Genomic DNA, 24,186 nt, shown 5'->3' with positions numbered 1-24,186 from the left:
TTGCCCCGTTAAAACAAAGCGTTGATCGGCAACACAAAACCAGGCAAAAATGCAACAGAATCTAGCGTTGCCTCAAGGCCATAGGTACGGGCCAGCCCATCTGGCGTATGTACCACCAGCAGGTGCGTCGTCGGATAGACCATCCAGACGGCAAGCGTACCAGCGTGCAGGTATTCACCCACTTTGGCTTGTACTTCATCGGCTGTATCATGAGGTGACACAATCTCGACGGCAAGGTCAGGCGCAAAAGGCCAAAAGCCCTCGGGAAGGCCATTCTTAGGCAATCGCTCGGCACGAACGTAATAGACATCAGGGCTGCGCACCGTGTCCGGATCGTGCGCAAGCACAAACCCCGACTCAACGCCAATAAAACCCTGGTTGGTTTGCCTGTTCCACTGGATCAAAAGGGCCGCAAGCATAGCGGCCACAACCCCATGCACACCACCAGGCGGCACCTGATCAATAACCTCTCCAGCTACAAGTTCCTGATGTCGTGAACCAGGTACAAGGGCAAAGGTTTCAGCTGTCAGTAAGCGCGTGAGCGTACTCATCGTGTCACCTCTTCACCTCTCAGTAGTGCCATCGCAAGAGTGGGTTCGCTCACCAAAGGGCTGCGTGCTCAGCAGCCCTGCCCCCGGCAAGGCATGGGCAACGATTGACCTGAGTTCGGCCTCTGTGCACAAGCATGAGGCCTGTCCAGACACCCAACGTTCGTCGGCATCAATCAAACTGACCAAGCAGTTCCACCAGGCGATCAATCTCTGCTTTGCTATTCATCTCGGTCACTGCGAGCAACATTGCGTTGCCGAGCGTCGGTTCATCCTCAGCCAGATCATAGCCACCAATCATCTGGTGCTCACGTAGGGCCGCATTAATCTCGGCCACCGGTCGTGGGCAATGCACCACAAACTCCTTAAAGAACGTCCCCGGTTCAACCTGATATCCAGGCAACCGGGCAATCGCCTCGGCGGCATAGTGCGCCCGATGATAACAAAGCTCGGCCACTTTGCGCATCCCCTGGCGCCCCATCAGGCTCATATAGACCGTTGCGGCAAGCGCCATCAGGCCCTGGTTGGTACAGATATTGCTCGTCGCCCGCTCGCGCCGAATATCCTGCTCACGCGCACGCAGGGTCAACACATAGGCCAGTTGCCCATCAACATCTTTGGTAACACCAACAATGCGTCCGGCAATCTTGTGGACATGCTTCTGGCGCGTGGTAAAGATACCGAGGTATGGCCCACCAAAATTGAGCCCAAGACCCAGCGGTTGCCCTTCGGCGGTCGCGATATCGGCCCCCACTTCAGCGGGCGTCTGAAAGAGCCCCAACGCAATCGGGTCGAAATGGACACACAGGAGCGCGCCCTGGGCCTGGACTTTGTCGGCCAGACCACGCAGATCGTGCATCCGCCCGAAGAAATCAGGACTCTGCACGATCAACAGGGCCGTCTGCTTATCCACGAGAGCCAGCGCATCGTCGATACTGCTGCCCGGCGTCTCGTCACCGACAACCTCAATGTCGAGCCCCTGGAGATAGGTGCGCAACACCGCACGATATTGCGGATTGACACTGCGGGCCACGACGATCTTGCGCCGATTGCGGGTCACATTGAGCGCCATGATCGCCGCCTCGGCCAGCGCCGTCGCACCATCGTAGTGCGACGCATTGGCAATCTCCATCCCGGTCAGCGAGCAGATCATGCTCTGGTACTCAAAGATCGCCTGGAGCGTTCCCTGACTAATTTCAGGTTGATAGGGGGTATACGAGGTATAGTACTCACCACGACGCAGGATCTGGTCAATCGCCGTCGGCACAAAATGGTTGTACGCACCTGCCCCCAGAAAGATACTGTGCGTATGGACATGCGCATTCTTGTTGCTCCGCTCGAGCAGAGCACGTACCAATTCTGGTTCAGACATTGGCGCGGGCAGATCAAGGGCCGGGAAACGCCATGCTTCCGGCACATCAACAAACATGTCATCAGTTGACGCAATTCCGATCGCCTTGAGCATCTCGGCGCGTTCCGTCGCGGTAATCGAAATATAATGGGACATGCTCTGCTCCACTAGTGGGCTCGTTCTTCACAATAGGCGGCATAGGCCGTCGCATCCATCAACGGCTCTTCTTCACCTGACGGGCGGATGCGCAACAGCCATCCGGCACCATAGGGATCCTGATTAATCGGTTCTTGATTGGCTTCAAGGTCACTATTCACCGCCACAACCTCGCCACCGACCGGCGCATAGAGATCAGAACTGGCTTTCACCGACTCGATCACACCAAACGATTCCCCCGGGATCAATACCGTACCTACGGCAGGCAGTTCGATATAAACCACATCGCCAAGCGCATCCTGGGCATAATCGGTGATCCCGATCACCACTTCCTCACCCTCGGTGCGCACCCACTCGTCAGACGTGCTGTAGCGAAGATCGCCTGGGATACTGATACTCATGGTCTCCTCTTATTTCTTATAGCGCGGCTTATAGAACGGCATTTTCACGGCACGCGCACGAACCGGGCGGTCGCGAATGATAACATCGAAGGCACTGCCTTCACTGCTGAGGGCGGTCGGCACCAGAGCGATCCCCAATGGCTTGCCGAGCGTTGGTGAAGGCATGCCAGTGGTCACAACACCGATCGGTTCACCTTCCACCGAATGCACGGCATAGTCACCACGGGCAACGCCCTTGCCAACCAGTTCAAAACCGGTCAGGCGACGCGTTGGCCCCGCTTGCTTGATCGCGGCCAGCGTCTCACGCCCCACAAAATCGCCCTTATCGAGCTTGACGACCCAGCCAAGGCGGGCCTCGTACGGGTTGATCGTCGCGCTAATCTCGTGCCCATAAAGCGCAAGGCACGGCTCAAAACGCAGGCTATCACGCGCCCCAAGGCCACACGGCTTGACGTCACCAAGGGCCAGCAGGCGCTGCCACATCTCGGGCGCTGCACCCGCCGCAAAAAAGAGTTCGAAGCCATCTTCACCCGTATAACCCGTACGCGCAATCAGCGCCGTCTGTCCAAAGACCGTCGTCAGCGCCACCCCGTGAAACGGCAGATGGGTCAGATCGTGGGTGGTTGAGTCTTCAGCCTGAGCAAGCAACTGCTCGGCGGCAGGCCCCTGCAACGCGAGCATCGCCCAGCGCTCGGAGCGATCTTCAAGCTCAACGTCAAACCCGACGCAATGCTGCTGCAACCAGGCCCAATCCTTGTCGCGGTTCGACGCATTCACCACCACCAGATATTCATCGAGCAGGTGGTAGATGAAAATATCATCGACAATGCCACCGTCAGGCTGACAGAGCAAGCCATAATTGGCCTGGCCCAGCGTAATCGCGGCGACATTGCAACTCGCCACATACTGCAAAAAAGCCTCGGCCTGCGGCCCGCGCACCATAAAACGCCCCATATGACTGATATCAAAGAGACCCGCCCCCTGACGTACCGCCATATGTTCATTGATGATCCCGCTATACTGTACCGGCATCTCCCAGCCGCCAAACTCGACCATGCGAGCACCCATGCCAACATGGGTTGCAAAAAGCGGCGTGCGTTTGAGCATGGCATCTTTCCTTGCTTACGACGAATTCAGTCCCTTACGAACACGAAGCAACATTTCACGACATTCGATGGCATAGCGGGCTAGGTCTTGATCATCAACGGCACGCGCCTCGGCGGCAAATTGCCAGAGCGCCTGCAAGGCAATCTCTTCGAGCAAAATCGGGTAGCGATCCAGCACCTGCGAAAGACTGTCAGCCCCATCGGCCAGCAAGAGTGCTTCAATCGCCTCATCAAGCTCACCTGGCCCACCAGCAACCTGCTCACGCACCTGAGCAAGAGCCTCACGGCGATCTTCGAGCACCTGCGCCAGGCGCTCGTGCTCATCATCAAGGGCCTGCTCGATACGCTCTGCCAGCAATTGATCAATCTCTGGCTGTAACAGCAGCGGATACTGTGCCGCAACCTGCGCAACTTCTGTGGCACTCTGGGTTTGCAATAACGCCTGGAGCACCTCGTCAGGCACATGGGTGAGCGGAGCAGGGGAGACAGACTCACCGGCGACGAGAGAGGGCGGCAGAGCAACGCTGAGGCGCTGGCTCATCCGGGCGAGCAAAGCCCGCGCCTCACGCAGACTCTCGGCAATCTCGAAGGCACGCTGATTCACGGCAACCTCAGCGAGTTCGTTGAGCACCGCATCAGTGGTCGGATCAAAGAGAATGGGGTACTGCGCCACGACCTGCTCAAGCTCTTCGGCGCTATTGGCCCCCAGCAACGCCTCGACCGCCAGCAACAGTGGAGGAGCATCTTGCTCATCGGCTGGCGGGGGCGCCTGCGCCTCAACAAGTGGTTCACGTACAAGTGGCGCAACAGGTGCCTCGGCTGGTTGGGCCTGCGCAGGCGCCATCGGACGACGCTTCATCCGACGCAACAGATGGGCAATACCGGCCAGATCCTGGGCAATATCAACATCCGCCAGATAGGGGCGGCGCGCTTCTTCAGGGATCGAGCCAACCAGCACTGCATGCAAATCGCGGGCCTGCTCACCCCAGGCATGCTCGGGCAAGCCCGGTGCAGGCGCAAAAATCACGCGGCGCGCCAGACCATCGTGAAAAAGTAATGGCGCACCGGCGGGACCACGCCGCTGGCACGCCGGGCAGGTCACCAGATTGAGGGTGCCCTCAAGCAACGCCGCAACCGCTTCTGGCACTTCCTGGGCATCAAGAATGAGCCAGACTGGTGCCTCGAAATCGGCACCACAGTCGGGGCACACAAACGCTTCAGGCTCTTGATAAGCAATGGGCATAGAACTCTGCGCTAAACACATGGAACGACTGGAGCACGCCTGTATGATGTTCTATTGTACCATCACTCAGGCGACTCTGTTAATCCGAGCGGCGAGGTCTTCACCACGTCGCGCAATGCGCCGCTGCTGGTAAAAGAGGGCCATCCAGATCGGCAGCAACGGAATCGCCGCCGCCAGGCCCGTAACCCAGGCCGCCGCCGTGATCGCCTGGGCCACCGCCGACTCTTCCCCCAGCAAAAAAAAGGTCGGCAAGGGCACCAGCACCCCGATTGCCAGTGTGGTCGCCAACGCTGCCGCCCCAAAGACCAGGCTCGCACAGAAAAACATCAACAGGTTCTGCCCCAACCGATAGGTCACCAGATCGAGACTCCGCTGCATCGCGGCACGTACCCCGATCTGATCCTGCACAAACGGCTGCAAGGCATAGATCGTACTGCTATAGACCGCCCCGTTCGCAACGAGGCTCACCACATAACTGGCGATAAAGATGAGCACGACTACTATCACCAGCAAGCCAGCCGTCGCCTGCTCAATCGCCCCGCCACCGAGAGGCAGGGCCGCCGCCGAGATAATGCCAACAAAGACGACGAGGTAGGCAAGAAAGATGCACGCCAGGCTTGCAATGCTCATCATCGTACTCGCGACTATCAGAAAGATCGTGCCATAACAGCCCATCCCGGCCAGATGCCGCGGCTTGATCGCCAGCGCAGCACGCAGACGGACCGGCTCACCTGCAACCGCCATCACCGCCGCACGACTCAGGGCGCCCATAATATAAAAGCTCAGTGGGAGGGTGAGAAGAGTGCCGCCCAGGATCATCAATACGACAACCGCCTCACTCACGCGATCCGCTAACAGGAACATGCCAAACAACGCCGCCCCCAGGGGCAAAGCAAGCATGCCAACCAGCAAGAGAAACCGCGTCAAATGACGCCGGTAAAGCCGCAACCCCTCGTCAAGCAACTCGAGAATAGGGGTAATATGCTGTTGCAGCCGCAGGAATTGTTGCATCAAAATAATATCCAAGCCTATCTGAACTGACGTATAATGAATTATAACATTCTGTACCCATAACAGCCTTGGTGTCGTTCTGCCCTACCGATCATCTTTGCCTGGAGATCTATCTATGCCTACACGCGATGAGTGGAATGCCATTCTTGAGCACGAACTTCCGCCTCAATCAACCTATATTGCCCGTAATCGATCGATTACCGCCTGTTATGCGGGGTGGTACCTGCAAGAGCCGTGGCTCTTCAAATGGGCCGGTATGGCGGCGTTTGCCTCCTTCCAGGTAGGCGTCGGCCTCGCGATGGTCGAGATGCTCCTTGCCCCACACAAGGCCGTGCGCGTCAAAGAGGCGCTCGCGAGCGGACAGTCTCCAGCCAACAATGAGATGGCGGTGCGTGTCTTTAACCTGATGCTCTCACTTCCGCTGGCCCTCCACGATGCCGCCACGCGCCCCCTACTGCTCGCTGACCTCGAACTGGTCAAGCAGGCCAACGACGCCATCTTCAATGATATTGGCTGGGCCCACCTCGCCTATCTCTATGGTGGCCTTGATACCGTAGAGGCGAATCTTACGTCACATGATCAATCCGGGTTGCGCGAGGCGTTTCGGATGCTCGACGCAGGCGTCCACTTGCTCTGCAAACCACAGGAGTATCAGGCAGGCCTCACCCTGATCAACCAGGCGGCGGTGACGATGCTGCGCCACGAGCAAATGACCGTCTTGCCCCGGTATATGGAGCAGATGTCAGATCTGGGGCGACGTATTGCTTCGCTTGGTTCGTGGCTCGACTTTGAAGGCGGCACCAGTCTGGAAAGCCAGGCCTCGTTCACGTTCTATTATGGGCCGCTCGCGGTGCTCGCCGGGACACGCAGTGTCACCAATGCTGCCGACCGCTGGCAGTGGATCGAGCAGGATGTCTTGCCCAAATGGGCCAGGGTCAATGCAGCATATGATGAAGGCTCGCCGATGCACAACCGCCTGGTCAGCCTTGCCCACGAAACCCCGACCTTGCTCCAGCAGACGGCTGGCTTGATGAACCGGTTCTATCCGGCGCTTACGTTCCAGTCATCGTCACCAGTCGCGTAAAACTGATCCTTGTTTTCGATGGAGGTTGCAATGACGCGTAACCACGGTTTTGAACTGCTTCGCGATGAGCAGATCACCGAGTTGAATACCCGCGCCCGGCTGTATCGCCACACGCGCACCGGGGCCGAACTGCTTTCGCTCGAGTGCGACGATGAAAATAAATGTTTTGGCATCACCTTTCGTACGCCGCCATCCGATCATACTGGAATTGCCCATATTCTCGAACATTCCGTGCTCTGTGGCTCACGTAAGTATCCGGTTAAGAAGCCCTTCTTTGAGTTAATCAAGAGTTCAGTCAAGACCTTCCTCAATGCGATGACCTACCCGGATAAGACGACCTATCCCGTCGCATCAACGAATCTTGCCGATTTTTATCATCTCGTTGATGTCTATCTTGATGCGGTCTTTTTCCCGCGCATCACGCCCGAAGTGCTCAAGCAGGAGGGTTGGCACTACGAACTGACCCGCAAAGATGAGCCGCTCTCTTTCCACGGGGTGGTCTTTAACGAGATGAAGGGGCAGTATTCGTCACCTGATTATCTGCTCTATCGCACCAGTCAGGCCGCGCTCTTCCCCGCGACAACCTATGGCATGGCCTCGGGAGGTGATCCAAAATACATTCCCGATCTCACCTTTGAGGCGTTCCAAAACTTCCACACGACGCTCTACCATCCCTCCAACGCTCGGATCTATTTTTATGGCGATGACGATCCCGAGCGCCGCCTCGAACTGCTCGACGAGTACCTCGCACAGTTCGAAGCTCTGCCGATCCCATCAGAAGTGGCCCTGCAACCCCGCTTCCCCGAGCCTCGCATTGTCGAAGAGACCTATACGGCACCCTCTGAAGAGAGCAGCAAGAAGGGGATGGTGACGATCAACTGGATGATCGGTGAAGAAGCCGACGAAACCCGTGTCCTCGCGATGGCAATGCTGAGCTATCTGTTGCTCGGCACGCCAGCCGCACCGCTCTACAAGGCACTCACCGACTCGGGCCTCGGCGATAGCCTGACCGGCGGGGGCTATAACGATGGGCTACGGCAACACACCTTTTCGGTGGGGCTCAAAGGCATTGATCCGACCGATGCATCGGCCATCGAGGATCTCGTTCTGACCACGTTGCAGCGCCTGGCCGACGAAGGCTTTGATGCCGACCAATTGGCCTCTGCACTCAACACGGTCGAGTTTTCGCTGCGTGAGAATAATACCGGCGGCTTCCCTCGCGGGCTGAGCATCATGCTCCGGGCGCTCGATACCTGGCTCTACGATGGCGACCCGCTGGCCCCGCTGCGCTTCGAGACACCGCTGGCAACGATCAAGGCTGCCCTGACCAACGGCGAACGAATTTTCGAAGATCTAATCCGGCGCACCCTGCTCGAAAATACGCACCGGGTACGAGTGATGCTGCGCCCCGATCCCGAACAGGCAGCCCGCGATGCGGCCGAAGAACGCGCTCGGCTCGACGCCGTCCAGGCGACCCTGAACGACCAGGATCTTGAACAAATTATTGCCGACACCCAGGCCTTGAAGATCTTGCAAGAGACCCCGGATCGCCCCGAAGATCTCGCCCGGATTCCCACGCTGACCCTGGGCGACCTAGATCGTCAGAGCAAAACGATCCCAACGGCACGACTGACCAGCGCTGAAGTGCCCCTGCTCTATCACGATCTCTTTACCAACGGCATCGTCTATCTCGATCTCACCTTTGATCTGCGAGCGGTTCCAGCGCACCTGCTCGGCTATGTCCCGCTCTTCGCCCGCGCCCTGACCGAGATGGGCACCGCCAACGAGGATTTTGTGCGCCTTGTCCAGCGCATCGGACGCGATACCGGTGGCATTTATGCCTCAACAAGCACCTCAACCCATCTCCAGACCGGCGAACCGCTGGGGCACTTCGTGATCCGAGGCAAGGCGACCGTCGCCCAGACCGAGGCGATGCTCGCCCTAATGCGGGACATTCTGCTAACCGTCAACCTCAATGACCGCGAGCGGTTCCGCCAGATCGCCACCCGCAGTCGGGCCATGCGCGAGTCAGCCCTTGTGCCAAGTGGCAATGCCTTCGCCCGCAAGCGCATTCTCGCTCGACTCGCCCCTGCCGAATGGGCCGACGAGCAACTCGGTGGCATCAGCGCCCTCTTCTTTGTCCGTCAACTGGTGCAACGCATCGACGAGGACTGGCCGGGTGTACTCGCCGATCTCGAACTGATCCGCACCAGCCTGATCAACCGCAGCACGATGGTGGCGAATCTGACGCTCGACGAAGCCAATCAGCGCCAGGTGGAACCGGCCCTCGCCGCCTTCCTCGGCGCATTGCCTTCCACCACCTACGAACCGGCCCTGTGGCCGATCACCGAGGCAGGCCCCGGTGAAGGCCTGATCGTCCCCGCCAAAGTCAATTATGTCGCCAAAGCTGCAAGCCTCTACCCGTTGGGTCTCAAGGTCAGTGGCGCCGCAAGTGCCATTACCCGCTTCATGAATATCGGCTACTACCTCGAAAAAGTGCGTGTTCAAGGCGGTGCCTATGGGGTCGGAGCCAGTTTTGAACGTAGTACGGGCATCTTCGGGGCTGTCTCATATCGTGACCCACATCTGCTCAAAACCCTTGCTGTCTATGACCATGCCGGCGACTATCTGCGCACGGTAGCAATGGATGCGACGGCGATCGAACGCAGCATCATCGGAACCATTGGCGACATTGACGGCTACCAACTGCCCGACGCCAAAGGCTACACCGCCATGATGCGCCACCTTAATGGCATTACCGACGCCTACCGTCAAGAACTGCGCGAACAGATCCTCAATGCGACCGAAGCCGACTTCCGTGCCTTCGCCGAGATCCTCGACACCGTGCAAGATCATGGTATCATTGCCGTCGTTGGTTCCGCCGAGGCGATCGCCACCGCTAACCGCGAACACCCAGGGTTACTCAACCCGGTGAACGTGATGGGATAGGGGTGCTTTCTGGGGGCCTGCAGCCCCCAGGAAAGATACTTCTGACGCAAGATGCCAGCTTTGCTGGCATCTTGCGTCAGAAGTATGATGGGGTCGCAGACTCCCGAGGATTGCGCTCGTGCTGGAGGTTAATGCATCTGAGCAGAAAGAGTCTCTATGAGCGCCGAGCAAACGGCCACAACCGAGTATCCCATTGATGATCGACGCGAACTGGTTGGCTGGTATTTTTATGACTGGGCCAACTCGACCTTTTCAACCACGGTGGTGACAGTCTTTCTTGGCCCCTATCTCACATCAATTGCCCGAGCCGCAGCCGATGCCGATGGAATGATCTATCCGCTCGGTATTCCAGTCGCAGCCGGTTCCTATTTCGCCTATATCGTCTCGCTCTCAGTGCTCCTCCAGGTCTTCTTCCTGCCCATCCTCGGGGCGATTGCTGACTACTCGCGTGCCAAAAAGCTCATGCTCGGTATCTTTGCCTATATCGGGGCCTTTGCCACCATGGGCATGTTTTTCCTTCAGGGCGAACGCTATATACTTGGTGGCTCGCTCTTTTTGATCGCCAATCTCGCTTTTGGCGCTTCCATTGTCTTCTACAATGCCTTCTTGCCCGAAATTGCCAGCCCCGATAACCGCGACCGGGCCTCGTCACGGGGTTGGGCCATGGGCTACCTTGGCGGCGGCTTGCTCTTGTTCCTGAATCTGATCCTCTTTACCAATGCCGAGGCGCTGGGGATCGACGAAAGTACAGCAGTCCGCATCTGTATCACCTCTGCCGGTCTCTGGTGGGCTATCTTCACGATTATGCCGCTGATCCGCCTGCGTACCCGTGGTGCTATCAAGCGCCTGCCCCCCGGCGAGCGCTACCTGACGATCGGCTTCAAACAACTGGCCCATACGTTTAGCCAGATGCGGCACTATCGCCAGACGCTGCTCTTTTTGCTGGGCTACCTGCTCTATAACGATGGCATTCAGGCCGTCATTGCGCTGGCCGCCCTCTTTGGCGCCGAAGAGCTCGGTATGCCCCAGGGCGTGATCATTCAGGCGATCCTGATGGTGCAGTTTGTCGCCTTTTTTGGTGCCCTCGCTTTTGGCTGGTTAGCGCAGCGCATCGGCAGCAAAAGGGCGATTATGCTCAGTCTCGTGATCTGGACTGTTGTGGTCACCTATAGCTATGTGATGCCCGCCGGGGTGCCAGCCCAATTTTTCTTGCTTGCCGCAGCGATTGCCGTCGTTCTCGGGGGCAGTCAGGCGCTCAGTCGTTCGCTCTTTTCGCTCATGATCCCGAAGGGGCAGGAAGCCGAATATTTCAGCATCTACGAGATCAGCGAACGTGGCACGAGTTGGCTTGCACCGCTCTTGTTTGGTCTCGCCTTCCAAATGACGGGCAGTTACCGCATTGCCCTCATCTCGCTGATGGTCTTCTTCATTGCCGGCATTGTCTTGCTCTTCTTTGTCAACGTCCGTCGTGCGATCGAAGAAGTGGGCAATGAGGCACCAGCCCTGGTGTAAGAATCTTTCGTGCCCCCCAAACCCGCTGCGCGGGTTTGGGGGGCACGAAGAATGAACTCAACGCCGTCGTCGTTTTGTGCGACGTGGCGGTGCGTTCCCTCGTTGCACCATCGTCTGCCAGGCGGTATCCGTGTCGGGAACCTGCGTCAGTTGCTCATCACTGAACCGGTTGGCCTGGGCATCGTTGAGTGACGCCAGCGCCCGCTCATGCTCTTGCTCAGCGGGACTCCGGCGCACAAATGTGAACCAGGCATACCAGACGAGGCCAATCAGCCCGATTAGCAACACGACAGCACCGAAGAAGAGCACATACGCACTCACCGCCGACCTTCCTGACGCAGCTTGAAGAAGATACCAGCTGCTTCGGTTCGGTTGCTCACACCCAACTTCTGGTAGATATTCTGCAGATGGAACTTGACTGTATTATCGCTCACCTGAAGGCGCTGGGCGATCTGCGTATTCGTCAACCCCTGCGCCACCAGGGTCAAGACCTCGGCTTCACGATCGGAGAGATCGGAGGCCGGGCTGGGGCGCTGGCGGTGTTGCCGTAACCAACGCTTGGCCGCCTGCGGAAAGACAAGTTGGCCCTGGTAGACCTGACGAATACAGGCCAGGGTCTGTTGTGGGGCCTCGGTTTTGAGCGCAAAGCCATCGGCTTCGGCCTCAAGCGCCGATTGCATCGTATCACCGTCATAAAAGGCCGAGAGAATCAACACCTTCGCAGGCACATTCGCCGCCCGGATACTCTGCAGGCACGCAATCCCACCAACGGTCGGCATCTGAAGATCGAGCACCACCACATCGGGCGCAAGCGCACGAACTCGTTCGAGCACCTGATCACCGTCACTGGCCGTCCCTACAACCTCCATGTCGCCTTCACTCTCGATCAGCGAACGCAGACCTTCAAGGACAAGCGCATGGTCATCCGCAAGAAAGACTTTGATCATTGTCACCACATGGCACGATAACCCGCACACACGTCCCAAGGCCAGGGCTACTCTCGATCATGAAGGTACCCCCGAGCAGACTCACCCGTTCACGCATGCCTTGCAACCCGAAATGACCAGTAAGCGCCTGCTGCAACACCGACGGGGCATCAAAGCCACAGCCATTGTCGCGTACTTCCATGATCACATTCTGACCCTTGCAACGCAGGCTCACCGTATGATGATCGGCTTCGCCATGGCGCACCGCATTCGAAAGCGCCTCTTGCAAGATACGATAGAAGCTGATCTTCACGGGCAAAGGCACCGAAGGCAGTTCACCCTCAAGCTCAAGACAGACCGAATTACCCGTCAATTCCTCGTGCTGGATCACCAACCCTTCAAGGATGGCAACCAGGTCACGACGTTCAAATTCAGGTGGACGAAACGCACCCATAAAGGTACGAATCTCATTGAGGGCGTGCTCAAGCAAGGTCACACTACGTCTGATCCGTTCGAGCTCATCCGGGGCCTGATCAGGGCTTTGCACCATCCGGCGTTGCACAACATAGAGTTGTGAGAGCGCGGCAAAGATATTTTGCACCGGGCCATCATGAATGTCAAGAATGATCCGGCCGACCTCACGCTCAGCAATTTCGAGAAAGCGCCCCGATGGTTCCTGGATGCGATTAGGATAGTGATCAATGCTCATGGCCGCACTGCCTTTCACTGGATGCTATGTAGTATACACCCGGCAGTCACAGCCACGATCAGGAAAATGGTTTCATGCGCTCTACAGGGTGTTGAGAAATGGCTACCACCCTGCTGTGGGCACCAGTATACGATCAACCGCCTCAAAACCCGCCTTGATAATGCCTTCGACATCAAGTCCAAACGCTCGATAGAGCTCATCACGTGTACCCGACTGACCAAAGGTATCCACGCCCAGCGCAAGAACCGGCGCACCATAGATGCTGCCGAGCCAGGCCAGTGCGTGTGACGCAGCATCATGGACGGTCACAAAAGGTGCGGTAGCTTCATCTGGTGGAAGCAGCCAGGTCAGGTCATCACCAGCACGCCAGGCTTCATAGAGCCGCCGCGGGCTCGTCAGGTTGAGCACATTGACCGCAACGCCCTCGCGACGCAGATATTCAGCCGCCGCCACCACTTCGGGCATAACTGCGCCCGCTGCCGCCAGTTGCAAGACCGGGGCCGCAGGATGATCGGCATGATCACGGCGGTCTATCAGCCGATACCCACCCGCCAGTACCTGACGCCGCAACTCGGCCCGCCCAAGCCGTTGCAGCGCTGGTTCAAGCAAGCCCTGATCAAGTGGCCGCGTCGAAAGACGCAAATAGGTCGCCCGGCCCTGCTCGCGATCACAACACTGCGTTAGCCCCTCCAGCAGCGTCCAGACCAATTCAACCGCAAAGCAAGGCTCAAAACTATGCAAATTGGGCAACTCGATCCCGAGCGAAGGCGTGACGGTTGACTGGTGCGCTCCACCCTCGGGGGCAAGCGTAATCCCCGAAGGCGTGCCGGCTACCACAAACTTTGCCCCCGCATAGAGCCCGTAAATCAAAGCATCAAGCCCCCGACACACAAATGGGTCATAGACGGTGCCAATCGGTAGCAGCACCTCGTCAAGCAACTCGTGACTCAACCCAAACATGCCCAGCAGCATAAACAGGTTCATCTCGGAGATGCCCAGTTCAATGTGCTGACCCGAAGGCCCGCGTTTCCAGCGGAGCAACCGATAAACCTCGGCGCTCTCGAAATCGGGTTCTTCGGTGGGCGCATAGACCCCGGTCTTATTGATCCAGCCCGAAAGATTCGTTGACACCGAGACATCCGGCGAGGTCGTCACAATGCGTTCACGCAGCCCCGGCACCTCGCTCAGTCGCATCAACGCACGCCCAAAACTCTCCTGCGTACTTGTCTGCCCAGTCGCCAGTACCTCAAGATCATCAGGCATCGCCGCCACCACCGCTGCGAGCCGCTCACGCGCCCCCGAAGACGCCTCGCGTGGCCCATACAGACGCTGCGCAACGGCAGCACACAACTGCCCTTCGGGGCTAGCAGGCTCAAAACCAGCCCAGAGCGCCTCAGGCTTGATGCCAAGGTCTTCACGGAGCGTCTCGATCTGCTCAGTTGTCAGCAACTGCGAGTGGTTCAGCGGATGCCCGGCAATCGGCAACCCCCACCCCTTGATCGTATAGGCAAAAATGATCGTCGGGCGACGCGGCGCTTCATCAGCCTGAGCCAGCGTTGCCAGCAGTTCTTCGAGATCGTGACCACCCAGATTCGCCAGGATCTGCGGCAATTCAGCATCAGGAACATCAGCCAGCAACGCAGCCAGAGCCAGATCATCGCCAAGCAAACGCGGGCGAAGTTCCGCCCCCGGCAACCGAATCAGCGCCTGATACTCCTCGTTGCGCATCTCATCAATGCGTTGCCGAAGCGTCGCGCCACCCTCACAGGCAAAGAGCGCCTGCAAGCGACGGCCATACTTCGCCTCTAGCACACGCCAGCCACTCTCGGCAAAAAGACGCTTGAGATGAGTTGCCCGAATCCCAGGCACGACCCGATCAAGGCTCTGCCGATTGAGATCAACGATCCAGAGCAGATGCTCAAGACCGGCGAGGGCCGGATCAAGAATCGCCTCCCAGACATTGCCCTCATCGAGTTCAGCATCACCGACAAGGGCGACAAAACGACGGGTATCGGGTGCGCCAAAATGGGCGGTCGCATAGCGCCCGGCAAGGGCCGCAAACGCAGGCGCCACCGCACCAAGCCCAACCGAACCCGTCGAAAAATCGACGTGATCAGGATCTTTGGTGCGCGACGGATAGGCCTGCAACCCACCGAAGGCGCGCAGCGTCGGCAGATAGTGTTCGGGCAACTGACCAAGCAGATACTGGATCGCATGAAAGACCGGTGAGGCATGGGGCTTGACGGCCACACGGTCGCCAGGGCGCAAATAGTGGAAATAGAGTGCCGTCAAGATCGAAATCATCGAAGCCGAAGAAGCCTGATGACCACCAATCTTGGTGCCATCATGATTTGGGCGTACATAATTGGCATGATGGACAATGAGCGTAGACAACCAGCGAATCCGTTGCTGCACCCGTTCAAGGGTCGCAAGCTCATCTGCGGATACAACCGGAGCCAGTGGCGTGTCCACTGGCAACGCATCTGCCGGGCGGCGCTGCCTGGAAGCTGTCATCGTCGTTTCCGTTCGTTGGCTACTGGTTCACTCACCTGCTGATACAATTGATTCAGCGAGGCAATGCTTGCATCCCAATCATAGTGATTGATTACATGGTCACGCCCGGCGGCCCCGAGCGTCCGTCCCAGTTCGGGATCGTGCATCAAGCGGATCACTGCCTCGGCAAAGGCCTGGGGTCGATCCGCAATCAAGAGATGCTTGCCATTGCGCAGCCCGGCAATTCCCTCAACCGCCATTGAGGTAGCCACCACTGGTGCCTCCATCGCGAGCGCCTCGAGCAACTTGAGGCGCGAGCCACCGCCAATGCGCATCGGGACAACAAAGACCGCAGCCCCATCAATATACGGGGCAACACTGGGCACCTCACCCACCAATTCCACCTCATCGCTTGCCAGTGTCTGCACAACACGCCCCGGGGCACGGCCAACAACCAAAAGGCGCACCCCGCGACGTTTCTGGCGCAGCAGAGGCAAAACTTCAGTGGTAAACCAGCGCAGGGCATCAAGATTGGGTCGATAGTCAAGCGCACCCACAAAGACCATGGTCGAGGCACCAAGATCGCCCCGCACGGCCCCAGGACGGATGCGCGCCGTATCAACACCATTGGGAACAACCGCCAGTTTCGACGCAGCCGCAGGCACCAGGCGTTGCAGCGCAGCGCGATCCTGCTCCGAGACCACCAGAATATGGTCAAACGCCCGCAGCAAACGTCGTTCATAGCGCGACAACTTACGCCACTGCACCAACGAATAGATCCCGGCAACGAGCCTGGCAGGTGGGAGCGCGAGACCGCCCTTCAGATCGGCAAGCGCAGCGCGGCGTTGCAACAGATATTCAGCATTGAACTGATCAAGCACGATCCGCTGCGTCAGATCGCGGGCCATCAGCGCATAATGAGCCATCTCGATACTCTCGGCCTGCACCACATCATAATGTTCCGCCGCCAACAACCGGCTCAGCGCCTCTGCATACGGCTGGCTACGATTCCGTAGGGCCATATCGGGCAACGGTGCAGCCAGCGTGGTCACGGCACGGCGCAGCATCGAACGCGGGGGAGGGCCATGCACGGTCACCACACTATAACGTTCGCGCAACGGCGCCAGTGCAGCAGCCGCAGCCTGATTGGGAGCAAACGTCAGCAAGGTCAGATCATGATGCATCGCAAGGCCGCGAGCCAGATGAAAGACGCGCAAAGCACCGCCACTACGCGGTGGGAAAGGAGGATACGGGGCAAGCAGTAAAATCTTCATCGCTACCCTTCTGTCTGGGGTAAGCCGGAACCAGCATGATCATACCATAGCTAGCGTGATTGCCCAAACAGGGGAGATTCAACTTGCTCAAAAACGCCAGCGTAGCTGGCGTTTTTGAGCAAGTTAAAACAGCCCCTCCTGGGAGCCTACGCTCGTACCGTCATCCGTCGCAGCCCGGTCGGAGGCTCGACGCGAGCGATCTCAAAAGGACTGCAGGTCTTGATAACAGCAAACGCCGTATCAACGGACTCAGGGGTAGGCGCACTGGCCGACACCAACGGTCGGCGCTGAATTTCACCGCGCGCAGCGGCCTTCTCGGCCGCGCTGCCCAGCAGATACGCAACCGGAATGCCAGCCAGAAAACCGAGGACAATGCCAATAACCAGGGCAACCCCGAGCCAGGTCAGCGCGACGGCAAGGGTCGTCGGAAAGTTTGCCAGCACACCCATATTCCGGTTCTCGGGAAAGACCCCATAAATCAACCCGAGCAGACCACCGAGCGCACCGATGGTCACCATCCCACCCAGGGTCGAGACCAGAATGGTCTTGATGCGAAACCATTCAACCGTCTCGCCAAGACCAAGGTACGCACCAGCGTCATCGTCACTCATCCCGACCGTCACCTCACCAAAACCAGCCTCTCGCAAACGGGACGCCGCCAGTTGGGCTTGCGCCTGGTCAGTAAAGGTTGCCATCACCATTGCCATGGCACGTGCTCCTTGCCCATACGGGCTTGCCGGCAAGCAGACGTAGCTCGCCACCATTGTCTCTATTGTACCGCGTCTGGATACGGTTGTGTGCAGTCAACATGAATGACTTGTACAAAAGATCCAGCTTTCGTTCGAATGATTTTGGATGCCTTGACCCTTGATGCAACGGAGCATTCTGTTAACATGGTTACTATCTAGCAACCAAAGAAGACAGATATTTCAGGCCATGTGCGCCAACATGCGTAAGGGGGTGAGTACTACGTTCGCTACCCGCTCTGCAACGTCGCAGCGCCGGGGGTGAGCTGCTCTAACGAGACACAACTATCGCTGAGTAGCGTACTTCCGAAGTCGACCGGATGGATTTCTCTCGTATGTATCATAAGTTTCACGCATCCGAACTGGTCACAAGCTGCATATGTTGTTTAAGGAGTGTTCAGAATGGAAGAGATGGTAGTTGCACTTGATACGATGTGGTTGCTGTTGGCAGCGTTCCTTGTCTTCTTCATGCAGGCCGGGTTTGCCTTGCTGGAAGCAGGGGCGACGCGCTCAAAAAATGCCGTCAACATTTTGATGAAAAACTTGATGGACTTCTGCATCGCAGCGCTCACCTTCTGGATGATCGGCTGGGGCTTTGCCTATGGTGCTTCAGCAGGTGGTTTTATCGGTATCGATCAGTTCTTCCTCGGCTATGATGCAACTGAGGCTGGTGGCGTACCAATCCTGGCAAGCTGGCTCTTTCAGGTCGTCTTTGCCGGTACCGCAGCCACAATTGTCTCGGGAGCTATGGCCGAACGCACGAAGTTCTCGTCCTACCTGATTGTCAGCGCCGTGATGGCCGTGCTCATCTATCCGGTGGTGGTTCACTGGGTGTGGAGTGGCGCAGGCTGGCTGACCGATCTTGGCTTTACCGATTTCGCTGGGAGCACGGTCGTCCACAGCGTCGGTGGTTGGGCCGCCTTGATGGGAGCCATTGTGCTCGGCGCACGCATTGGCCGCTTCTCCAAAGATGGCAAATCGCAGCCAATTCCTGGCCACAACGTCTCGCTGGTCGGTCTTGGTGTTTTCATTCTCTGGCTCGGCTGGTTCGGCTTCAATCCTGGGAGCCAGCTGGCGCTCTCGTCACAGGCTGATGCCAATGCGGTGGCCCTGGTTGCCGTCAATACGACCCTGGCGGCCGCTGCTGCTGCTGTTGCCACTGTCATTCTCACCTGGATCCGCACGGGCAAGCCCGATGCTGCCCTGACCCTCAACAGTGTCATCGGCGGTCTGGTGGCAATTACTGCGGCGTGTGCTTTTGTAACGCCAGTGGGTGCCGTGATCATCGGCCTGGTCGCCGGGCCGCTCCTGGTCTTCTCGACCTCCTGGCTTGAGTCGCTGAAGATTGACGACCCGGTCGGCGCTGTGCCTGCCCACCTGGTCAATGGCGTCTGGGGCACGCTGGCGCTTGGTCTCTTTGCCGCCATCGAAGGCAACACGGGCACGCTTGGCCTCTTCTATGGTGGCGGGATGGCCCTGTTGATCGCTCAGGCGATTGGTGTGGTCGCGGTTGGTGTCTGGACCGTGGTACTCTCGGGTGCGCTGTTCTATGGCATCAAGGCCACCATCGGTCTGCGCGTCAGCAAAGAGGAAGAGGAACTCGGCCTCGACCTTGGCGAACACGGTATGGCTGCCTATCCTGACTTCATCCCGACCCCAACCCCGGGCATGGCCCCGCCTGCTCCTCCTTCCGGTGGTGTCAGCCGCGCTCCAGCCAAGTAAGCTTTGCTTTCATCAAGCGAGTATAAAGAGGTGGCAGGCTCGAGCCTGCCACCTCTTTGTTGTCTCACAACCAATCATATCACCTCAGAAAGCCATTAGTTGTGCATTTTGTACACTTCATCGTGCTTGTATTTGTTGAAATGATCCAATTAGTCTGCTATGATTGAACCGGGAAAGAAACTGCAACGATGCAGCGGAGGTTCAACCATGGAAATGTTATCTGACCTGCAAAGTATCCTGATCGGGTTGATCGGCTGGGCAGCCACCACGTTGATGCTTGAGAATGCTTCACGTTTAACCATTACCGACCGTCGAGTCATGAGTGTCTTTAGTTGGACGATCTGGATGATTCCCGCGTTTGGGGCGCTGGTGTTGCAAGGCTTGCTCACCACCTACACCGCCGTGCTGTATGTATGCATCACGACGCTTGCCCTTGGCGTGATTATGGTGATTGGCGTGTCGCGTCGGACACACACCCGCTCTTGAAGTAAGATAAATCGCGGTTACAGACGAACACAAAAAAGGCCAGCAATGCTGGCCTTTTTTGTGTTCGTCTGTAACCGCGGCTTATGCGTCGTAGTACATCGAGAACTCATAGGGATGGGGGCGCAGAGCAATGGAGACAGCCTCACGGCGCTTGGCATCAATATACGCCTCGAGCAGGTCAGGCGTAAAGACGCCACCCTGGAGCAAGAACTCGTAGTCATCCTCAAGCGCATCCAGCGCTTCACTCAGCGAACCAGGCGTACCACGAATATCGGCCTTCTCTTCGGGCGATAGCTCGTAGATATCAACATCAAGCGGCGCAGGCGGCTCGATCTTGTTCATAATCCCATCCAAGCCAGCCATCATCATCGCAGCAAAGGCCAGATAAGGGTTGCACATGGCATCGGGGGCACGGAACTCGATGCGGCGTGACTTGGGCGACGACGAATAGGTCGGGACACGAATGGCCGCCGAACGGTTGCGTACCGAATAGACCAGGTTGATCGGAGCCTCGAAGCCTGGAACCAGACGCCGGTAGCTATTGGTTGAAGGCGCACAGATCGCCAGCAGAGCCGGGGCGTGCTTGAGAATGCCGCCAGTGTAATACTGCGCCATCTTCGAGAGCAGCGCATACTGCGTCTCATCAAAGAAGAGCGGCTCGCCATCTTTCCAGAGACTCTGGTGACAGTGCATACCCGATCCATTGTCACCAAAGAGGGGCTTGGGCATAAAGGTCGCGCTATAGCCATGCTCACGTGCGATCTGACGCACCACATACTTGTACTTCTGCAACTGGTCAGCCATCTTGACCAGCGTATCAAAGCGCATATCAATTTCGCACTGCCCGGCTGTGGCCACTTCGTGGTGGTGCAACTCGATATCGATCCCAAACTCCATCATCTTCAAGATCATCTTGGAACGAAGATCCTGAAGGGTATCGGTGGGCGGCACAGGGAAATAACCCTCTTTGTGGCGAATGCGATAGCCCTTATTGCCGCCAGGAACCTCTGCGCCGGTATTCCACACTGCCTCGGGGCTATCCACGAAGTAGTAGCCGTGATTCGCCGCCTGACTAAAGCGCACATCGCTAAAGAGGAAAAACTCAGCCTCGGGGCCAAAGTAGGCCGTATCAGCAAGGCCAGTGCTCTTGAGATAAGCTTCGGCCTTCTTGGCAACATTGCGCGGGTCACGCGAATAGGGTTCGCGGACAAGCGGATCAATAATGTCACAGATCAGCACCAGCGTCGGCACCCCGAGCGTCGTATCAACAAAGGCCGAACTGGGATCAGGCACCATGAGCATATCGCTCTCGTTGATGACTTGAAAACCCTTGATTGATGAACCGTCAAACCCCAGACCCTCTTCCATCATATCTTCGGTCAACCGCGAGGCAGGCAGTGAATAGTGCTGCCATGCACCGAAAAGATCGGTAAAACGGGTGTCGACAATCTTGATGTCATGGTCTTTAATCAGTTTGAGAACGTCCTTAGCGGTCATACTCATACAGCCAATCTCCTTGTGTAGCTACAGAACGGACAGGGTCCTGCGGACGCGATCCAACCTGCGCAACGCGGCGGCGCGACAATACTGGGGCGCGACACGGCGCGAATGCACTGACGACATGCCCTGATGGGCGATGGACGGGAGAAGATACGAGAAAACGTCAACCCCGGGGACTCTGTATGTCTTCCGAGATACAGAAAGGGCTGAACCGTTGATTGCGACTGTCTGCGCCATTGCAATGTCGACAACTATCACGCGTACCTGGCGCACCACGATGTCGATCTCTCCTTGCGCGGGTCTGGACAAGCAATTTGCCCATGCACATTACATTCCATCATAAGCGACACTTGGCCCTCGTGCCAGAGTGAGAAGATCCAATCTCAGCACGGCCTGATTGTATAAAAGAAACAAATGCCCACCTGGCTCGGTTTCGGGCTACGCCCGCGACCGAGCCAACCTCCCTCCCAGCTCCTCCCGCTAGCGAACTGGGGGGGGGGTGGCAGCAGGCCTAACGATCCTGCACATTGCCCCGAAAACCTCACACTTGACCAACGCAAAAAGCTTCTTTTCTGGGGATGTTATATGCTATAATACGTATGTGGGTGAGAGAAGAAAGCAGAAGAGTATTTTGATACACAGTGCCTACATAGCCATTTTTGTTGGTGAAATAAGCGATGAGAATAGCTCATTGCTTGAGGCTGTGCGCATTCTGGTTGAGTTCAAGATCATAGAAGATAGTAAAGAAGCCTATTATCAGGTGACAGAAAAGATGCCTGATTATGTTATTCTGCCCCTTACCCATTCTGATACGCACATTTTGAGGCTTTTTCATGAACTGCGGATGAATGGCCGCACGTGCGTTATCGTCTGGGGTGAAGAGAACCTGACAGCTTTTAATGGGCGTGGCTATCGCTGGCGACGTTCGGCAAACAAAAATGCTGCTGGCCTCGACTCATTGCTTGTCTGGGGCAAGTGGCCGCTGGCCGTGCGCTATAAGCGATCACAAGAGTCCCTGCGCCAACCAACCATCTCTTCGCACGCTAAAACGTCGGCTGAACCTGCGGCCACAAGCACCGAACTTGCTGCGCACGTATCTTCGCATTGAGCCTTGCTCTTCAGCCTGCTGAACAACGCTAGCCTCGTGCTACGAACGTTGTGAACTGAGCCACTTGAAGACAAGCCCTACGACACAGAAGAAGAACCCGATCCAGAGCAAAGAGAGCGATCCTGCGGAGGAAGGGGAGGCCCCTACGTGGGGAACTTGTGGACTCGTCGGGGTGACCGTGGCAATGGCACTAGGCGTGCGTGTGACGGTTGGTCGCATTGCGGTGGGAGTCGGTGAGGGAGTCGGTGACGAAGCCAGTACAGTAGCCGTCAATTCGGCGCGAATCGTCTCAACTGGCTGCGTGGTGAGCGGCTTCCGAGTCGGATCAAGCGTTGGGCGGAGGCTAACCATGGCTCCACCTGCCTCGCGAGGCGGACTGGCATGTGCCTGCACTACCCTTGTTCCATCCGCGTATACCCCCGAGGCGATCATCAATGCCAGGAGGATCAGCAAAAGCGGGAGGAAGAGACTACGGCTGTGTTGAGACATTCTCCACCACGTTCACCGTGATCATTGCGAGGGGCAACAGATCACTTTGATCAAAGGAGGGGTCAGTTGACAACTCGTCAAATGTATCGGCCAGTGCATAGATCTCGTACTCCTGGGCGGTGGAGAACGCAAGGAAGTTCGAGCGTTCGGGGTCGGCACTGAGTGTATTAAGATCGCGAACTTCACCCGGTGCCAATCGATCAACCCGCCATGTTGAGCCGTACTCGGCAATCTCGGGCCAGGCGACGGCCAGCGCCGGCGGCAAATCAGGATCAACATAGAGATCTACCCAGAAGGGTTGATTGATTGGCCTGGTACCAACATTGCGCACCTGAACGAGAATATTGACGTTTTCACCAACCTGTGGTTGCGAAGGCGTGACGGCAACGATCGCGATCTCGATCTGCGCCATGGCAGGCACCGGGGTCGGCGTCGGTGGCAAAACGGGGGTTGGGGTATTGGCAATGATCGATGGCTCAGGTGGAAGAGGAAGTGCTGTAGCCTCGACAAGGCTAGTCGGCAGAGTCGGGACAGCGGTTGCCACCGGTGTTTGCCCAGCAAGCGGGTCTTGACGCGCAATGAGGTTGCCCACCACAAAAACGACCAACATCACCACACCAAGCAAAAAGAGCAGCCAGATCCATAGGACCGGGCCAGAACGTTCTTCCTCAGCCCCCTCATCAGGTGTTACGGTCGAAGAAGCAGCGGGCTTGCCATATGTACCAAGAGCCTCTTCGAGCGGACTGCGGAACGGGGACTGGCGAGGCTGATCACCCCAGGAAGCTCGCGAGTCTTCTTCCGACACGGGCTGGTCTTCACTTCCCGGGCGAACGAGATGCTCCCCGTCATCGACCTCAAGCACCTCAATGGGCGCGAGCGGCGCTTCTGCCACTACCTCAGCCACCTCGGCGGGCGGCGCTTCTGTCGCTACCTCGGCAGGCGTGAGCGGCGCTTCCGGCCTCACTAGCGCCTCAGAGTGAGAATCATCGCCACCAACCCCGGCGAAAGGCGCAGGCTCAGGGAGGCCACGATGTTGACGGAGCAACGCAGGCAAAGTGGCAAGGGGATGCGGCCCGGGAGGAAGAGGCTCGAAGCCAGCAGCCAGGCGCACCTGATCGGAAGCAGCAATGATCAGCGGGGGATGATGATGAAAATGGCGATAGGTGATCAGGACATTCGTATCACCACCGGCACTGCCAACGACAACCAGCACAGCCATTTCCACCAGAGGATGGAACGGCACCTGATCATGGCGAAGCAACGTCACCTGATAGCCAACACCGGTCAGGGTATCAACAAGAAATGGTTGACCATCACTGGCAACATCAATAAGAAAGGCGTCTGATGGCTGAGGGTGGCGTGTCATCAGCGT

At 57.6% G+C, this 24,186-nt stretch carries 21 protein-coding genes; 6 read left to right on the top strand and 15 right to left on the bottom strand.

Going from position 1 to position 24,186, the window contains the following annotated elements:
- Nucleotides 1-8: 8 nt before the first annotated feature.
- From EYB53_RS03290 to EYB53_RS03265, 6 genes are all read right to left on the bottom strand, one after another.
- A complete protein-coding gene (locus tag EYB53_RS03290) occupies nt 9-551 on the bottom strand; it encodes a Uma2 family endonuclease (protein WP_135476722.1) in 543 nt (180 codons plus the stop codon).
- A 169-nt stretch (nt 552-720) separates the two neighbouring features.
- Nucleotides 721-2,055: an aminomethyl-transferring glycine dehydrogenase subunit GcvPA gene (gene gcvPA, locus EYB53_RS03285; protein WP_167857235.1), complete on the bottom strand. Its 1,335-nt coding sequence runs from the start codon at nt 2,053-2,055 to the stop codon at nt 721-723.
- 11 nt (nt 2,056-2,066) lie between these two features.
- A complete protein-coding gene (gene gcvH, locus EYB53_RS03280) occupies nt 2,067-2,456 on the bottom strand; it encodes a glycine cleavage system protein GcvH (RefSeq protein ID WP_135476718.1) in 390 nt (129 codons plus the stop codon).
- 9 nt (nt 2,457-2,465) lie between these two features.
- The gene (gcvT, locus tag EYB53_RS03275; protein WP_135476716.1) at nt 2,466-3,563 is read right to left on the bottom strand and encodes a glycine cleavage system aminomethyltransferase GcvT; all 1,098 of its coding nucleotides are present in this window, start codon (nt 3,561-3,563) and stop codon (nt 2,466-2,468) included.
- 15 nt (nt 3,564-3,578) lie between these two features.
- Nucleotides 3,579-4,805, bottom strand: a complete 1,227-nt coding sequence (locus EYB53_RS03270; protein ID WP_135476714.1) for a CpXC domain-containing protein — start codon at nt 4,803-4,805, stop codon at nt 3,579-3,581.
- A 66-nt stretch (nt 4,806-4,871) separates the two neighbouring features.
- Complete coding sequence (locus EYB53_RS03265; protein ID WP_135476711.1) at nt 4,872-5,816, bottom strand: hypothetical protein; 945 nt, start codon at nt 5,814-5,816, stop codon at nt 4,872-4,874.
- Nucleotides 5,817-5,931: 115 nt separating this feature from the next.
- On the opposite strand from EYB53_RS03265, the gene EYB53_RS03260 reads away from it, so the two are divergent.
- The 3 genes from EYB53_RS03260 to EYB53_RS03250 all read left to right on the top strand — a co-directional run bounded on the left by EYB53_RS03260 (nt 5,932) and on the right by EYB53_RS03250 (nt 11,361).
- Nucleotides 5,932-6,900 carry a DUF2515 family protein gene (locus EYB53_RS03260; RefSeq protein ID WP_135476709.1) on the top strand — a complete coding sequence of 323 codons (969 nt, stop codon included), beginning with the start codon at nt 5,932-5,934 and terminating at the stop codon, nt 6,898-6,900.
- A gap of 30 nt (nt 6,901-6,930) precedes the next feature.
- The gene (locus EYB53_RS03255; RefSeq protein ID WP_135476707.1) at nt 6,931-9,849 is read left to right on the top strand and encodes an insulinase family protein; all 2,919 of its coding nucleotides are present in this window, start codon (nt 6,931-6,933) and stop codon (nt 9,847-9,849) included.
- Between the two features lie 156 nt (nt 9,850-10,005).
- Nucleotides 10,006-11,361 carry an MFS transporter gene (locus EYB53_RS03250; protein WP_135476705.1) on the top strand — a complete coding sequence of 452 codons (1,356 nt, stop codon included), beginning with the start codon at nt 10,006-10,008 and terminating at the stop codon, nt 11,359-11,361.
- Nucleotides 11,362-11,418: 57 nt separating this feature from the next.
- On the opposite strand, the gene EYB53_RS03245 is transcribed toward EYB53_RS03250, so the two are convergent.
- The 6 genes from EYB53_RS03245 to EYB53_RS03220 all read right to left on the bottom strand — a co-directional run bounded on the left by EYB53_RS03245 (nt 11,419) and on the right by EYB53_RS03220 (nt 17,470).
- Nucleotides 11,419-11,682, bottom strand: a complete 264-nt coding sequence (locus tag EYB53_RS03245) for a hypothetical protein (RefSeq protein WP_135476703.1) — start codon at nt 11,680-11,682, stop codon at nt 11,419-11,421.
- Nucleotides 11,679-12,308 (bottom strand): response regulator, encoded by a 630-nt coding sequence (locus EYB53_RS03240; protein ID WP_135476701.1) that lies wholly within the window; start codon nt 12,306-12,308, stop codon nt 11,679-11,681. Before EYB53_RS03240 ends, EYB53_RS03245 begins: the two co-directional genes overlap by 4 nt.
- The gene (locus EYB53_RS03235; protein WP_135476699.1) at nt 12,283-12,996 is read right to left on the bottom strand and encodes a sensor histidine kinase; all 714 of its coding nucleotides are present in this window, start codon (nt 12,994-12,996) and stop codon (nt 12,283-12,285) included. Before EYB53_RS03235 ends, EYB53_RS03240 begins: the two co-directional genes overlap by 26 nt.
- 102 nt (nt 12,997-13,098) lie before the next feature.
- Complete coding sequence (locus EYB53_RS03230; RefSeq protein WP_135476697.1) at nt 13,099-15,510, bottom strand: thiamine pyrophosphate-binding protein; 2,412 nt, start codon at nt 15,508-15,510, stop codon at nt 13,099-13,101.
- Complete coding sequence (locus EYB53_RS03225; RefSeq protein WP_135476694.1) at nt 15,507-16,763, bottom strand: glycosyltransferase; 1,257 nt, start codon at nt 16,761-16,763, stop codon at nt 15,507-15,509. The genes EYB53_RS03230 and EYB53_RS03225 overlap by 4 nt, the downstream gene beginning before the upstream one ends.
- A gap of 146 nt (nt 16,764-16,909) precedes the next feature.
- Nucleotides 16,910-17,470: a hypothetical protein gene (locus EYB53_RS03220; RefSeq protein ID WP_135476692.1), complete on the bottom strand. Its 561-nt coding sequence runs from the start codon at nt 17,468-17,470 to the stop codon at nt 16,910-16,912.
- A gap of 441 nt (nt 17,471-17,911) precedes the next feature.
- Between EYB53_RS03220 and EYB53_RS03215 the strand changes: the two genes are divergently transcribed.
- Nucleotides 17,912-19,231: an ammonium transporter gene (locus tag EYB53_RS03215; protein ID WP_135476690.1), complete on the top strand. Its 1,320-nt coding sequence runs from the start codon at nt 17,912-17,914 to the stop codon at nt 19,229-19,231.
- A gap of 207 nt (nt 19,232-19,438) precedes the next feature.
- The gene (locus EYB53_RS03210) at nt 19,439-19,717 is read left to right on the top strand and encodes a hypothetical protein (RefSeq protein WP_135476688.1); all 279 of its coding nucleotides are present in this window, start codon (nt 19,439-19,441) and stop codon (nt 19,715-19,717) included.
- An 81-nt stretch (nt 19,718-19,798) separates the two neighbouring features.
- Here the strand turns inward: EYB53_RS03210 and glnA are convergent, their stop codons facing one another.
- Entirely contained in the window at nt 19,799-21,220 is a 1,422-nt protein-coding gene (gene glnA / locus EYB53_RS03205; protein WP_135476685.1) for a type I glutamate--ammonia ligase, read from the bottom strand.
- Nucleotides 21,221-21,764: 544 nt separating this feature from the next.
- Here glnA and EYB53_RS03200 point away from each other — a divergent pair.
- Nucleotides 21,765-22,325 (top strand): hypothetical protein, encoded by a 561-nt coding sequence (locus tag EYB53_RS03200; protein WP_135476683.1) that lies wholly within the window; start codon nt 21,765-21,767, stop codon nt 22,323-22,325.
- A gap of 39 nt (nt 22,326-22,364) precedes the next feature.
- Here EYB53_RS03200 and EYB53_RS03195 read toward each other — a convergent pair whose 3' ends face one another.
- Together EYB53_RS03195 and EYB53_RS03190 are read right to left on the bottom strand one after the other, a co-directional pair.
- Nucleotides 22,365-22,814, bottom strand: coding sequence for a hypothetical protein (locus EYB53_RS03195; RefSeq protein WP_135476681.1), 450 nt, complete (start codon nt 22,812-22,814; stop codon nt 22,365-22,367).
- Nucleotides 22,795-24,180: a hypothetical protein gene (locus EYB53_RS03190; RefSeq protein ID WP_135476679.1), complete on the bottom strand. Its 1,386-nt coding sequence runs from the start codon at nt 24,178-24,180 to the stop codon at nt 22,795-22,797. The genes EYB53_RS03195 and EYB53_RS03190 overlap by 20 nt, the downstream gene beginning before the upstream one ends.
- Nucleotides 24,181-24,186 lie beyond the last annotated feature (6 nt).

This window comes from Candidatus Chloroploca mongolica (assembly GCF_004762035.2).
GTDB lineage: Bacteria > Chloroflexota > Chloroflexia > Chloroflexales > Chloroflexaceae > Chloroploca > Chloroploca mongolica.
Note: the sequence above shows the minus strand (reverse complement) of the source record. Positions and strands in the feature narration are given on the sequence as shown.

What these genes read in the sequence shown, in the direction of transcription:
- EYB53_RS03290 (WP_135476722.1), bottom strand. Translation starts at nt 551, where the DNA reads ATGAGTACGCTCACGCGCTTACTGACAGCTGAAACCTTTGCCCTTGTA.
- gcvPA (WP_167857235.1), bottom strand. Translation starts at nt 2,055, where the DNA reads ATGTCCCATTATATTTCGATTACCGCGACGGAACGCGCCGAGATGCTC.
- gcvH (WP_135476718.1), bottom strand. Translation starts at nt 2,456, where the DNA reads ATGAGTATCAGTATCCCAGGCGATCTTCGCTACAGCACGTCTGACGAG.
- gcvT (WP_135476716.1), bottom strand. Translation starts at nt 3,563, where the DNA reads ATGCTCAAACGCACGCCGCTTTTTGCAACCCATGTTGGCATGGGTGCT.
- EYB53_RS03270 (WP_135476714.1), bottom strand. Translation starts at nt 4,805, where the DNA reads ATGCCCATTGCTTATCAAGAGCCTGAAGCGTTTGTGTGCCCCGACTGT.
- EYB53_RS03265 (WP_135476711.1), bottom strand. Translation starts at nt 5,816, where the DNA reads ATGCAACAATTCCTGCGGCTGCAACAGCATATTACCCCTATTCTCGAG.
- EYB53_RS03260 (WP_135476709.1), top strand. Translation starts at nt 5,932, where the DNA reads ATGCCTACACGCGATGAGTGGAATGCCATTCTTGAGCACGAACTTCCG.
- EYB53_RS03255 (WP_135476707.1), top strand. Translation starts at nt 6,931, where the DNA reads ATGACGCGTAACCACGGTTTTGAACTGCTTCGCGATGAGCAGATCACC.
- EYB53_RS03250 (WP_135476705.1), top strand. Translation starts at nt 10,006, where the DNA reads ATGAGCGCCGAGCAAACGGCCACAACCGAGTATCCCATTGATGATCGA.
- EYB53_RS03240 (WP_135476701.1), bottom strand. Translation starts at nt 12,308, where the DNA reads ATGATCAAAGTCTTTCTTGCGGATGACCATGCGCTTGTCCTTGAAGGT.
- EYB53_RS03235 (WP_135476699.1), bottom strand. Translation starts at nt 12,996, where the DNA reads ATGAGCATTGATCACTATCCTAATCGCATCCAGGAACCATCGGGGCGC.
- EYB53_RS03230 (WP_135476697.1), bottom strand. Translation starts at nt 15,510, where the DNA reads ATGACAGCTTCCAGGCAGCGCCGCCCGGCAGATGCGTTGCCAGTGGAC.
- EYB53_RS03225 (WP_135476694.1), bottom strand. Translation starts at nt 16,763, where the DNA reads ATGAAGATTTTACTGCTTGCCCCGTATCCTCCTTTCCCACCGCGTAGT.
- EYB53_RS03220 (WP_135476692.1), bottom strand. Translation starts at nt 17,470, where the DNA reads ATGGCAATGGTGATGGCAACCTTTACTGACCAGGCGCAAGCCCAACTG.
- EYB53_RS03215 (WP_135476690.1), top strand. Translation starts at nt 17,912, where the DNA reads ATGGAAGAGATGGTAGTTGCACTTGATACGATGTGGTTGCTGTTGGCA.
- EYB53_RS03210 (WP_135476688.1), top strand. Translation starts at nt 19,439, where the DNA reads ATGGAAATGTTATCTGACCTGCAAAGTATCCTGATCGGGTTGATCGGC.
- glnA (WP_135476685.1), bottom strand. Translation starts at nt 21,220, where the DNA reads ATGAGTATGACCGCTAAGGACGTTCTCAAACTGATTAAAGACCATGAC.
- EYB53_RS03195 (WP_135476681.1), bottom strand. Translation starts at nt 22,814, where the DNA reads ATGTCTCAACACAGCCGTAGTCTCTTCCTCCCGCTTTTGCTGATCCTC.
- EYB53_RS03190 (WP_135476679.1), bottom strand. Translation starts at nt 24,180, where the DNA reads ATGACACGCCACCCTCAGCCATCAGACGCCTTTCTTATTGATGTTGCC.